This window comes from Actinoplanes sp. KI2, assembly GCF_025630775.1.
In the GTDB taxonomy this organism is placed as follows: domain Bacteria; phylum Actinomycetota; class Actinomycetes; order Mycobacteriales; family Micromonosporaceae; genus Actinoplanes.
The window spans coordinates 328,379-339,931 of record NZ_JAOSZE010000002.1 but is presented as its reverse complement, the minus strand read 5'-3'; the positions used below and the strand labels follow the sequence as shown (position 1 = coordinate 339,931).

Here is an 11,553-nt window from a genome sequence, read left to right as displayed (position 1 = left end):
GACGGCCGTGGTGCGGGGACGGCCGTGGTGCGGGGACGGCCGTGGTGCGGGGACGGCCGTGGTGTGAGGGCGGCCGTGGTGTGAGGGCGGCCGTGGTGTGAGGGCGGCCGTGGTGTGAGGGCGGCCGTGGTGTGAGGGCGGCCGTGGTGTGAGGGCGGCCGTGGTGTGAGGGCGGCCGTGGTGTGAGGGCGAGTGGGTGGCCGCTGGAGGGGCGGGTGGTGTTCAGCGGCGGGTGAGGAGTGTCTGGGTGTCCAGGCCGCGGATTGAGGCGTCGAGGACCTGGGCGGTGTGGGCCAGGGCGATCGAGCCGCCCTGGCGGTGGATGGCGGCTGCCACCTGCATCAGGCAGCCTGGGTTGGCGGTGACCAGCAGGGCGGCGCCGGTGGACAGGACGTTGGTGGCCTTGCGGTCGCCCAGGTCGGCGGCCGGCTGGGGGTTCAGGACGTTCCAGATGCCGGCTGAGCCGCAGCAGATCTCGGGGTCGGGGATCTCCTTGACCGTCAGGCCGGGGATGCCGCGGAGCAGGGTGCGCGGCTGGGCCCGGATGCCCTGGGCGTGTGCCAGGTGGCAGGCGTCGTGGTAGGCGACCGTCACCTCCAGGGGGTGCCGGGTCGCGACGGGGCCCAGTTCGTCGAGCAGTTCGGCCAGGTCGCGCACCTTGGCCGTGAACGCCGCCGCCCGGGCCGCGTAGTCCGGGTCGTCGGCGAGCAGGGCGTCGTACTCCTTCAGGGACGAGCCGCAGCCGGCCGCGTTGACCACGAAGAAGTCCATGCCGGTGTGCTCGAACGTGTCGATCAGGCGGCGGGCGAAGCGCTGCGCCTCGGCCTTGCGGCCGTTGTGGACGCTCAACGCCCCGCAACAGCCCTGCGTCGGCGGGATCAGCACCTCGCACCCCTCGGCGGCCAGGACACGGACCGTTGCCGAGTTCACGTCGGGGAAGAACGCGCTCTGCACGCACCCGGTCAGCATGCCGACGACGGCGCGCCGGGGGCCGCGCGGCGGAATCCGCCGGGGCGGCCGGGGCACGCTCCGCAGCCGGGGCGCCAGCGAGTCGAGCGTCGCCAGCGTCGGCGCGAGCCGGGGGAGCAGCCCGCTGCGGGCCACCAGCCTCTGCAACCCGGACGCCTGGTACGCCCGCAACGGCCCGCGCAACAGGCGAAGCCGCCGCGGATAGGGGAACAGCGCGAAGATCGCCGTCCGGAGGGCCCGCTCCTTGGCCGTCCGCGGATGCCGCCGCTCGATCTGCGCCCGGGTGTCCTCGATCAGCCGGTCGTACTGCACCCCGGACGGGCACGCCGTCACGCACGACATGCACCCCAGGCAGTGGTCGAAGTGCTCGACCATCGAGTCGCTCAGCGGCTCGCCGTTGACCCCCTGGTTCATCAGATAGATCCGCCCGCGCGGCGAATCCGCCTCCGCGCCCCACAGCACGTACGTCGGGCAGGTGGGCAGGCAGAACCCGCAGTGCACGCAGTCCGCGATCAGCTCCTTCCGCGGCGGATGGTCACCGTCGAAGGCCGGCGCGCCGCCGTTGACCGGCCCGAGCACGTCGCGTGGCGCCTCACCGGTGCCCCACGTGGCGTCAACCATTAAATGCCTCCCACGAATCGACCCGGTGCGAAGCGGTGCGCGGGGTCGAACTGGTCCTTCACCCGCCGCATCAGGGCCAGCCCCGGCACCGGCCCCCACATGTCCAAAATGTCCCGCGAGGCCGCGGGCGCCGTCAACACCACGGCATGCCCGCCGAGCCGGGTGCACAGGCCGCGCAGCCGCTCGACCTGAGTGATCCCGTCAGCCGCCGCGTAGAGCACCCCGGTCCCGGCCGACCCGCGCACCGGATCGTCGCCTGCCACCAGCGACGGCACCTGCGACAACGGCACCGACAGCTTCATCCCGATCCCGTCGGCCGGCCAGGGGTCCACGCCCCACCACGCCGGTGGCTCCTCGGCGACCTCACCGCCGAGCAGCTTGGCGAGCACCGCGGCTCGTTCCCGCACCCCGTCCGCGGTCCCCTCCAGCAGCACCGCCAGCTCGCCGGACGCCGAGTCGACCTCGATCGCCGTGGGCGCCACCCGCGCCTCGAGCACCCGCGCCGCGTCCGTGGCCGGCGCGTGCGCCCGCACGTACGCCGTCGCCCGCGGCCGGGGATGCAACCGGAACGCGCACTCGGTGATCAGCCCGAGCGTCCCGTACGACCCGGTGAACAGTTTGCCCAGGTCGTAGCCGGCCACGTTCTTCACCACCTTGCCGCCGGACTTGGCGACCTTCCCGTCCGGCCGCACCACGGTGATCCCGATCAGCAGGTCACGGACGCTCCCGTAATGCAGCCGCCGGGGACCGCTGGTGTTGGTCGCCACCGTCCCGCCGACGGTGGAACCCACCGGTCCGTCCAGCGCGAGGACCTGCGCACCCAGCGAGATCTCGGACAGCGGCGTCCCGGCCCGCACGATGGTGATCAGGTCGCCGGCCGCGTGCTCGACCACCCCGGTCAGCCGCCGGGTGTCGATGATCAGATCCAGCGACCGCGGTGGGACGCCCCAGTCGACCTTCGTGCCCGCGCCGCGGACCACCACGGTCAGGTCCTGCGCGGCGGCGATCAGCGCCGCCGCCTCGGCCGTGTCGGCCGGCGCCGCGACCAGCCGGGCCGGCACGCCGCCGACCACGTCGTCGTCGCCGGCCGGCCGGGCCAGCTCGTCCAGTGCGGACATCAGAAGACCTCCGCGCCCTGGTATTCCATCGCCCCGCGGTGGCGGCCCGGCCGCTCGCCGCACAGCCGCGGCGTCGGGAAGACCTTGCCCGGGTTGGCCAGCCCGTCCGGGTCGAAGGCGCACCGCACCAGCTGCATCGTGTCGAGGTCGTCGTCGGTGAACATGCGCGGCATGTATTTCGCCTTGTCCGCACCCACCCCGTGCTCGCCGGTGATCGACCCGCCGTACTCGATGCAGAGGTCGATGATCGCGCCGGACGCCGCCTCGGCCCGCTCGGCCTCGCCCTCCACGGCATCGTCGAAGAGCACGAGGGGATGGAGGTTTCCGTCGCCGGCGTGGAACACGTTGGCCACCCGGACGCCGTGGGCCGCCGCCAGCTCGTCGATGCGGCGCAGCACCTCGGGCAGCGCCGTCCGGGGGATCACGCCGTCCTGCACGATGTAGTCGGGGCTGATCCGGCCGACCGCGGCGAACGCCGACTTGCGCCCCTTCCAGAACAGCGCCCGCTCGGCGTCGTCGGCCGCTATCCGGATCTCGAAGGCGCCGTTGGCCTCGCACAGCCCGGTCACCTCGTCGAACTGGGCGGCGACCTCGGCGGCCGGCCCGTCCAGCTCGACGATCAGCACCGCGCCGGCGCCGTCGGGATAGCCGCAGGCCACCGCGGCCTCGGCCGCCTCGATGGCGAGCGCATCCATCATCTCGATCGCGGCCGGCACCACGCCCGCCCCGATGATCGCCGAGGTGGCGGCGCCGGCCTGGTCGGTGCCGCGGAACGCGGCCAGGAGCGTGCGCACCGACTCGGGCAGCCTGGTCAGTTTGACGGTGACCTCGGTGGCCACCCCGAGCGTCCCTTCCGACCCGACGAACGCGCCGAGCAGGTCGTACCCCGGTGTGTCGAGCGCACGCCCGCCGAGCCGGGTGACCTCGCCGTCGGGGGTGACCACCTCGAGGCCGGTCACGTGGTTGGTGGTGAAGCCGTACTTCAGGCAGTGGGCGCCGCCGGAGTTCTCCGCGACGTTGCCCCCGATCGAGCAGATCTGCTGGCTCGAGGGGTCGGGCGCGTAGTAGTAGCCGTGCGGGGTCGCGGCGCGGGTGACCTGCAAGTTGATCACCCCGGGCTCGACCACGGCCCGCTCGTCGCCGGGCGCGACCTCGACGATCCGGCGCATCTGGGCGGTGACGATCAGCACCCCGTCGGCGTGCGGGAGGGCGCCGCCGGACAGGCCCGTGCCCGAGCCGCGGGCCACGAACGGCACCCCCGCGGCGACGCAGGCCCGCACCACGGCAGCGACCTGCGCGGTGTCTTGCGGCAGCGCCACCAGGGCCGGAACGACCCGATAGTGGGCGAGGCCGTCGCACTCGTAGGTCCGCAGCTCCTGCCGGTCGGTGATCACCCGGGCCGGCCCGAGCGCCGCCCGCAGCTCGCCGGCCAACTCCTGAATCGCGCTCACGAGGAAGAACCTAACCCGTCCGGCCGCCCAGCGCGACGGTCCGGTGACGGCCTGTGGATAACCGCAAACCGGCGTCGGCGAGGGGCGAATCTTCTGCAAAGATGGCCCGATGTTCGTGACCGCCCGAGCCGCCCGCATCGCCGTCGCCACCTTCTGTGCCCTCGCCGTGACGGCCGCCTGCAGCGACTCCAAGGACGACGACAAGCAGCCTGACCGGCAGACTCAGCTGATCTCGGCGACCACGATGCGGGGCGCCCTGCTGCAGGCCTCCGACGTCGGCCCGACCTGGACCGCGCCGGACGAGAGCGCCGACCCCGAGACGCTGGTCAGCATCTGCGGCGGCACCACCCCGGCGCCGCCGGCCCCGCCCGGCGGCGAGGTCATCTCCGCGCCGCTGGTCGACGAGGGGGAGAAGGGTGCCCAGACGCTCGAGCAGATCGCCCTGGTCTACGGCAACAAATCGGGCGCCGACGCGGCGCTGGCCGGGCTGCGCGGCATCGCCGACGGCTGCCAGAAGGCGGTGAACGTGCCGGCGGCCAAGACCAGCGACCGCAACGAGCCGGCCTACACCGAGAACGTCTCGGTCACCCCGCTCAACGAGGAGGGCTGGACGGGGTTCGTGGTGATCCGGCACAAGAGCTACGAGGCCGCCCATCCGGGCACCGCCGACACCGCCGTGACCGTCGCCCAGACGTCGAACGTCGTGCTCGTCGACGCGTACGCGATCTATCAGTTGAACAATGCGAGCCCGGCGGCGAGCTTCGACAGCGACTGGAAGAAGCTGGTCGGCACGGTCGTGCAGCGGGTGGGATAGACAGACCTGCCCGGGTCGTCTAATGTTCGGCGTGCGCCGTTGCGAGTTCTTCCCCCGTGGAATTCGCAGCGGCGTCTAACGTCTACGGCACCGACCCGCAGTGGCGCACAGCCCCGGATCGTTCGAGCCGACTCCACAATGCAGCGCCCCCGATGGCAAGACCCCGAACCGGGGCTTGAGCCGCAATGGGCTGTGCCTTAGGCTCTCCTCGTCCTCATCAACCACAGTTTATGACGTCCTACATCGGGGGATGTGCATGGGCGCGGGTCGCGCGTCCCTGCTCATGGGCGTCGGTGCAGGCAGTGCAAGCGGGGAGGAGGGCGTGGTGGGCGCCTTCTCCATCGCCGCCAAGCTCGACGGCTTGTTCCGTCAGGTCCGCGCCCCGGGCCAGGCGGAGCCGAGCTACGTGGCGGTCGCCGAGGCGATCCGCGCGCAGCAGGGTGTGCCGATCTCGCACACCTACATCTGGCAGCTGCGCACCGGCCGCCGGGACAACCCGACTATCCAGCATCTGACCGCCCTGGCGACCTACTTCGGTGTCCCGGTGTCGTACTTCCTGGACGACGAGCAGACCCGGCGCGTCGACGCCCAGCTGCACCTGCTGCGGTGCATCCGCGACGCCGGGGTCACCGAGATCGCGTTGCGCGCCGCGGACGTGTCGCCGCGCGGCCGCGAGACGATCAGCGAGCTGATCCGGAAGGTCTGGGAGTCGGAGCAGCCGCCGGTGTGACCGTGCCCCGGCGGTAGGCGCGGCTCACCCGGCTCAGCCACGCCACCTCGTCGGCCATCTCCGGCCCGACCGGGGCAAATCCCGGCGACTCGGCGCAGGGCGCGATGCCGCGGGCGCGACGCCGCAGTGCTTCCGCGATTGCCGCGGCTTCCGCTTGCGGCGTCTCCGGCACCCCACCGCAGAGGTACGGGCGGAGCGCCAGCATTCCGTCCCTGATCTCGATCACCCGCCGGTACAGCCGCAGGCGCACCTCGTCGACCCCCGCCATCTCCACCACGGCCCGGCCCGGCGAGAACAGGATGACCTCGGGAAACGCGTCCCGCATGGCGGTCCACAGCGGGCGCAGCACGAGCAGCGACCGGTATTCGCCCAGCACCACGCGCGCCCGTCGGCCGGCCGGAACCAGCGCGCCGCCCACCGCGAGCAGCGTCCCGGCGCCCTGCACGTACGGGGCGGGCGTCGCCACCTCCTCGAAATCGGCCAGCACGATCGGCACCGTCGTCAGGGCGGCGGCGAGGGAGATCAGCGACCAGCCGGCCGCGATCGTGCGCAGCCCGAGCCGCGGCAGCCCGGCCGGCGCCGCCCGGGCCACCGACAGGAACAGCACGGTCCCGCTCGTCAGCACCGCTATGAGGTAGCCCTCGACCACCACCCAGAACGCCACCGCGGCGGCCGACGAGGGCCCGGCGGCGTCCAGGGCGAGCAGGGCGACCAGCGCGACGACCGTCAGTGCCCACTGCCACCGCCGGATCCCCCGGCCGGTCAGCACGGCCAGGAACCACAGCAGCACGAACGTCGAGACGTCGGCGAGCAGGTAGGGCAGGATCGGCCGGCCGACCGCCCGGGCCACCGGCGGATAGATGGACGTCTCGGCCAGCGCCCCGGCGAACAGGGACGCCCACATCGCCCGCTGCCGCCGGTCGCGCAGCAGCGTCGGCAGCCGGGCGATCGTGGCCGCCCACAGCACGGCCAGCAGTACGACGGCGAAGCTCACTCGAGGAAGCCGAAGGCGTCGGCCAGCGGGCCGATCGTGCCCGGCGACGGTGCCGAGCGGCCGCCGATCAGCGAGGCCAGCATCTCGGCCTCCCGCTCCTGCTCGGTGGTGTAGGCGGCCCGGCCCAGCACCCGGCGTACGGTGGCCGGGTCGAGGTCGGGGAAGAGCTGGGCGACCGCGCCGTCCGAGCCGGAGTGACCGCACAGGATGTGCGCGAGCTCGTGCAGCACGATGTGCTCGGCGTGCAGCGGCGAGGTGCCCGGGTCGTAGAAGATGTGGTCGGCCCGATCGGTGGCGATCCACATGCCGCACGGCGCCTCGGCGGAGAGCCCGGGGACCGGGCGCCGGATCAGCGGGCGCCCGCGGCCGGCGGCGACCTCGGCGCAGAACGCGTCGAGATCGAACGGCCGGGGGACCATGATGCCCCGCAGGCGCCGCTCGCTCCGCCACCGCAGACCTAGCATGGCCGCAGATTACCCGGCGGTGGTTTTGCACGGAACTGCGCGAAGAGAGCGCTTCCCGAACAGGGAGCTGCGGGAGGTTGTGGAAAACCCCACCCGGTAGTTAACTATTCGGCCCAACTCTGCTTAGCCTTACGAATCTCGGGGCAGAAACCAGTTCGGCCGCGGAATCGAAACCGGAGGTGGTCGGCATGGAGAAGTACGTCTACGACTTCGCCGAGGGCAACAAGGACATGAAGGATCTGCTCGGCGGCAAGGGGGCCAATCTCGCCGAGATGACCAACCTCGGCCTGCCCGTGCCGGCCGGCTTCACGATCACCACCGAGGCATGTCAGCGCTACCTTGCCCAGGGCACCCATGTCGACGGTCTCGACGAGGAGATCGACCGGCACCTCGCCGCGCTCGAGGAGGCGATGGGCCGCAAGCTCGGCGACCCGGCCGACCCGCTGCTCGTCTCGGTCCGCTCCGGGGCCAAGTTCTCGATGCCCGGCATGATGGAGACCGTTCTCAACGTCGGGCTCAACGACGAGTCGGTGGCCGGGCTGTCCCGCCAGGCCGGCGGCAACGACCGGTTCGCCTGGGACTCGTACCGCCGGCTGATCCAGATGTTCGGCAAGACCGTGTGCGAGGTGCCCGGCGAGGAGTTCGAGGACGCGCTGCACAAGGCCAAGCAGGCCAAGGGCGTCAAGGACGACCTCCAGCTGGACGCCGACGACCTCAAGGCGCTGGTCGGTGCGTACAAGAAGGTCTTCACCAAGCACGTCGGCCACGACTTCCCGCAGGATCCGCGGCACCAGCTCGACCTCGCGGTCGAGGCGGTCTTCCGCTCGTGGAACGCCGACCGGGCCGTCCTCTACCGCCGCCAGGAGCGCATCCCGGCCGACCTGGGCACCGCGGTCAACGTCGTCGCCATGGTCTTCGGCAACCTCGGCCCCGACTCGGGCACCGGCGTCGCGTTCACCCGCGACCCGGCCACCGGCGAGAGCGGCATCTACGGCGACTACCTGCAGAACGCGCAGGGCGAGGACGTGGTGGCCGGCATCCGCAATACGCTCCCGCTCGCCGACCTCGAGAAGATCGACCAGCAGTCGTACGGCGAGCTGCTCGGCATCATGGCGACCCTCGAGGGGCACTACCACGACCTGTGCGACATCGAGTTCACCATCGAGCGCGGCAAGCTGTGGATGCTGCAGACCCGGGTCGGCAAGCGGACCGCGGCCGCCGCGTTCACGATCGCCGCGCAGCTGGTCGACGAGGGCATGATCGATCTGGACGAGGCGGTCACCCGGGTCAGCGGCGCGCAGCTCGCCCAGCTGATGTTCCCGCGTTTCGACCTGGCCGGCGACCCGCAGCCGATCACCCGCGGCGTGGGCGCGTCCCCGGGCGCGGCGTTCGGCGAGGTGGTCTTCACCTCCGCGCACGCCGTCGCCCGGGCGGCCGAGGGCAAGAACGTGATTCTCGTACGCCGGGAGACCAACCCGGACGACCTGCCCGGCATGATCGCGGCGCAGGGCATCCTGACCAGCCGCGGCGGCAAGACCTCGCACGCCGCCGTCGTGGCCCGCGGCATGGGCAAGACCTGCGTCTGCGGCGCCGACGAGATGGAGGTCGGCCGCGACCAGTTCGCCGTCGACGGGCACGTGGTCCGCGAGGGCGACACCATCTCGATCGACGGCACCACCGGCCGGGTCTACCTCGGCGAGGTGCCGGTTCGTCCGTCCGAGGTGGTGCAGTACTTCGAGGGCGACCTCGATCCGGCCCGCGCGAACGACCCGCTGGTGGCGGCCGTACACCTGCTCATGACGCACGCCGACGAGAAGGCCAAGCTCAGGGTGCGCACCAACGCCGACACCGGCGCCGACGCCGCGCGGGCGCGGCGGTTCGGCGCGCAGGGCATCGGCCTCTGCCGCACCGAGCACATGTTCCTCGGCGACCGCCGCGAGCTGGTCGAGCGGCTGATCCTGGCGCACAACCCGACCGAGCGCAACGACGCGCTCGCCGCCCTGCAGCCGCTGCAGAAGGCCGACTTCCTGGACATCTTCCGCGAGATGAACGGCCTGCCGGTCACCGTACGGCTGATCGACCCGCCGCTGCACGAGTTCCTGCCCTCGCTGGAGGAGCTCGCCGTGCAGGTCGCGGTGGCGAAGGCGCGCGGCGAGGAGTCCGAGCGCGACGAGCGGATGCTGGCCGCGGTGCGCCGGATGCACGAGCAGAACCCGATGCTCGGCCTGCGTGGCGTACGCCTCGGTCTGGTCATTCCCGGTCTGTTCGCGATGCAGGTCCGGGCGATCGCGGAGGCGGCGGTCGCCCTCGCGGCCGAGGGCGGCCACCCGCGGCCGGAGATCATGGTGCCGCTGGTCGGCGCCGTCCAGGAGCTGGAGACGGTACGCGCGGAGGCCGAGAAGATCATCGCGGAGGTGGTCGGCGACTCGGGCGTCGAGGTGCTGATCGGCACGATGATCGAGGTGCCGCGGGCGGCGCTGACCGCCGGCCAGATCGCCGAGGCGGCCGAGTTCTTCTCCTTCGGCACCAACGACCTCACCCAGATGGGCTGGGGCTTCTCCCGGGACGACGTCGAGGGCGCGTTCTTCTGGCGCTACCTGGAGCTGGGCATCTTCGGCATCAGCCCGTTCGAGTCGATCGACCGGGACGGGGTCGGCCGGCTGGTCCGGATCGCCGCCGAGGAGGGCCGCGCGGCCCGCCCCGGCCTGAAACTGGGTGTCTGCGGCGAGCACGGCGGCGACCCGGAGTCGGTGCACTTCTTCCACGAGGTGGGGCTCGACTACGTGTCCTGCTCGCCGTTCCGGGTGCCGGTCGCGCGACTCGAGGCCGGTCGCGCCGCGGTGGAATCGACCGGTTCCGACCACCGCTGACGAATTGTTCGTGGGCCCTCCGGTGGATGTCTGCGCCGGAGGGCTCTTTTTGTCGTAGGGCAGGTCTAGCGTCGGGCTGGAAACGACAGTCAGCCGGCAAAGGAGCCTGTGATGGCGTCTCAGCTCAACCCGTACCTGACCTTCGACGGCACGGCCCGTCAGGCGATGGAGTTCTACCGGTCGGTCTTCGGCGGCGAGCTCAAGATCAACACGTTCGGCGAGTTCGGTGTCCCCGACCCGGCGATGAAAGACCTCGTCATGCACGCCAACCTCGACACCCCCCAGGGCTACCGCCTGATGGCGTCCGACCTCGGCCCCGGCATGACGCTCACCCCCGGCAACAGCATCACGGTCAGCGTCAGCGGCGACCCCGGCGAGGGCCTCGAGGAGGCGTGGGAAAAGCTCTCCGACGGCGGCGAGGTGATGATGCCGTTCGAGAAGCAGATGTGGGGCGACCTCTACGGCCAGTGCCGCGACAGGTTCGGCGTCCAGTGGATGGTCGACGTGGTCGGCGCGTGACGCGGCTCGCGGCCGGGCGGTCTCGCCGCCCGGCCCGTCCGGCTGATTGACTGGCGGCGTGTCGTCCTTCTTGACTGACGGCGTGTCGACCTTCCTCGAGTCGGATTCGCATCGCGCCGAGATCATCGCGTACATCGCCAAAGGTCAACTTCCGCTCAAGTACGCGTACGCCGGCAGTGCCGCCCACACGCACGACGCCCTCGCACAGCTGGAGACCTACGCGAGCGTGGTCGGCTCGGACGAGGTGCGCGAGGTGGCCTCGTTCCTGCGCGGCCACGCCGGCGACCAGATCGTCGAGATCGGCCCGGGGAACGGCCGGCACAGCGCCGCGCTGCTCGCCACCGCCGGGCACTACGGGCGGTACCTCGGTCTCGACTTCAGCCGGACGCTGCTGGGGATCGCCGCCCAGAGCCTGCGGTCCGGCGGGGTGCGGGCCGACACGGCGCTGTGGGACGTCGAGCAGGGGCCGACGACCGCGATCGCCGACTGGCGGCGGGGTCCCTCGCCGGTGGTGGTCCTGTTCCTCGGCCAGACGCTGGGCAACGTGGAGGACGTCCCGGCGACGCTGCGCAACATCCGGGAGAGCCTGCGTCCCGGCGACCGTCTGCTGCTGGGCCTCAGCGCGCGGGTTCCGGGCGCCACGGCCGAGGACTACCTCGCGCCGTACCGGAACGAGACCTTCCGGCGGGCGGCGCTCGAGCCGCTGCTCGCCGTCGGCGTCCCGGCCGACGCGATCGACGACCGGCTCGGCTACGAGAACGACGAGGTGGTGGTGGACGCGGTGTTGCGGACGGCTGTCACTCTCGACGACGCCGAACTGGCGGCGGGGGAGCGGGTCCGGTGCTTCCGCTCCCGCCGGTTCCAGGCCGCCGAGGTGGTTGGCCTGTTGGCGGATGGCGGCTGGTCCACCGACCGTCTACAACTGGACGACACGGCGGGGCGTTTGATCGTCGGCGCGGTCGCCGCCGACCCGGACGAGTAGCATTTGGAGAGGCCAGGGCGG

General features: G+C 72.1%; 10 protein-coding genes. 5 read left to right on the top strand and 5 right to left on the bottom strand.

Going from position 1 to position 11,553, the window contains the following annotated elements; all coding sequences use genetic code 11:
* Positions 1 to 222: 222 nt before the first annotated feature.
* From ODJ79_RS03340 to ODJ79_RS03330, 3 genes are read right to left on the bottom strand one after another with little or no spacing between them, the layout of a single operon-like run.
* The gene (locus ODJ79_RS03340; RefSeq protein WP_263021798.1) at positions 223 to 1,590 is read right to left on the bottom strand and encodes a (Fe-S)-binding protein; all 1,368 of its coding nucleotides are present in this window, start codon (positions 1,588 to 1,590) and stop codon (positions 223 to 225) included.
* Positions 1,590 to 2,708, bottom strand: coding sequence for an FAD-binding oxidoreductase (locus tag ODJ79_RS03335; protein ID WP_263021797.1), 1,119 nt, complete (start codon positions 2,706 to 2,708; stop codon positions 1,590 to 1,592). The genes ODJ79_RS03340 and ODJ79_RS03335 overlap by 1 nt, the downstream gene beginning before the upstream one ends.
* Entirely contained in the window at positions 2,708 to 4,159 is a 1,452-nt protein-coding gene (locus tag ODJ79_RS03330) for an FAD-linked oxidase C-terminal domain-containing protein (protein ID WP_263021796.1), read from the bottom strand. Before ODJ79_RS03330 ends, ODJ79_RS03335 begins: the two co-directional genes overlap by 1 nt.
* Positions 4,160 to 4,268: 109 nt before the next feature.
* Here ODJ79_RS03330 and ODJ79_RS03325 point away from each other — a divergent pair, with 109 nt between their 5' ends.
* Positions 4,269 to 4,973 carry a hypothetical protein gene (locus ODJ79_RS03325; protein ID WP_263021795.1) on the top strand — a complete coding sequence of 235 codons (705 nt, stop codon included), beginning with the start codon at positions 4,269 to 4,271 and terminating at the stop codon, positions 4,971 to 4,973.
* 325 nt (positions 4,974 to 5,298) lie between these two features.
* The gene (locus ODJ79_RS03320; RefSeq protein WP_263021794.1) at positions 5,299 to 5,703 is read left to right on the top strand and encodes a helix-turn-helix domain-containing protein; all 405 of its coding nucleotides are present in this window, start codon (positions 5,299 to 5,301) and stop codon (positions 5,701 to 5,703) included.
* Here the strand turns inward: ODJ79_RS03320 and ODJ79_RS03315 are convergent.
* Positions 5,654 to 6,697 carry an MAB_1171c family putative transporter gene (locus ODJ79_RS03315; RefSeq protein WP_263021793.1) on the bottom strand — a complete coding sequence of 348 codons (1,044 nt, stop codon included), beginning with the start codon at positions 6,695 to 6,697 and terminating at the stop codon, positions 5,654 to 5,656. The two genes, ODJ79_RS03320 and ODJ79_RS03315, sit on opposite strands and share 50 nt — an antisense overlap.
* Entirely contained in the window at positions 6,694 to 7,161 is a 468-nt protein-coding gene (locus ODJ79_RS03310; protein WP_263021792.1) for a hypothetical protein, read from the bottom strand. The genes ODJ79_RS03315 and ODJ79_RS03310 overlap by 4 nt, the downstream gene beginning before the upstream one ends.
* 188 nt (positions 7,162 to 7,349) lie before the next feature.
* On the opposite strand from ODJ79_RS03310, the gene ppdK reads away from it, so the two are divergent.
* The 3 genes from ppdK (at position 7,350) to ODJ79_RS03295 (ending at position 11,532) form a co-directional block, all read left to right on the top strand.
* Positions 7,350 to 10,031 carry a pyruvate, phosphate dikinase gene (ppdK, locus tag ODJ79_RS03305; protein WP_263021791.1) on the top strand — a complete coding sequence of 894 codons (2,682 nt, stop codon included), beginning with the start codon at positions 7,350 to 7,352 and terminating at the stop codon, positions 10,029 to 10,031.
* 111 nt (positions 10,032 to 10,142) lie between these two features.
* Positions 10,143 to 10,550 carry a VOC family protein gene (locus ODJ79_RS03300; RefSeq protein WP_263021790.1) on the top strand — a complete coding sequence of 136 codons (408 nt, stop codon included), beginning with the start codon at positions 10,143 to 10,145 and terminating at the stop codon, positions 10,548 to 10,550.
* A gap of 82 nt (positions 10,551 to 10,632) precedes the next feature.
* On the top strand, positions 10,633 to 11,532 hold the full coding sequence (locus ODJ79_RS03295) for an L-histidine N(alpha)-methyltransferase (protein WP_263021789.1): 900 nt from the start codon (positions 10,633 to 10,635) through the stop codon (positions 11,530 to 11,532).
* Positions 11,533 to 11,553: the final 21 nt, after the last annotated feature.

Excerpts from the sequence above, each read along its gene's own strand:
- ODJ79_RS03325 (WP_263021795.1), top strand. The coding sequence starts at position 4,269 with ATGTTCGTGACCGCCCGAGCCGCCCGCATCGCCGTCGCCACCTTCTGT.
- ODJ79_RS03335 (WP_263021797.1), bottom strand. The coding sequence starts at position 2,708 with ATGTCCGCACTGGACGAGCTGGCCCGGCCGGCCGGCGACGACGACGTG.
- ODJ79_RS03310 (WP_263021792.1), bottom strand. The coding sequence starts at position 7,161 with ATGCTAGGTCTGCGGTGGCGGAGCGAGCGGCGCCTGCGGGGCATCATG.
- ODJ79_RS03340 (WP_263021798.1), bottom strand. The coding sequence starts at position 1,590 with ATGGTTGACGCCACGTGGGGCACCGGTGAGGCGCCACGCGACGTGCTC.
- ppdK (WP_263021791.1), top strand. The coding sequence starts at position 7,350 with ATGGAGAAGTACGTCTACGACTTCGCCGAGGGCAACAAGGACATGAAG.
- ODJ79_RS03300 (WP_263021790.1), top strand. The coding sequence starts at position 10,143 with ATGGCGTCTCAGCTCAACCCGTACCTGACCTTCGACGGCACGGCCCGT.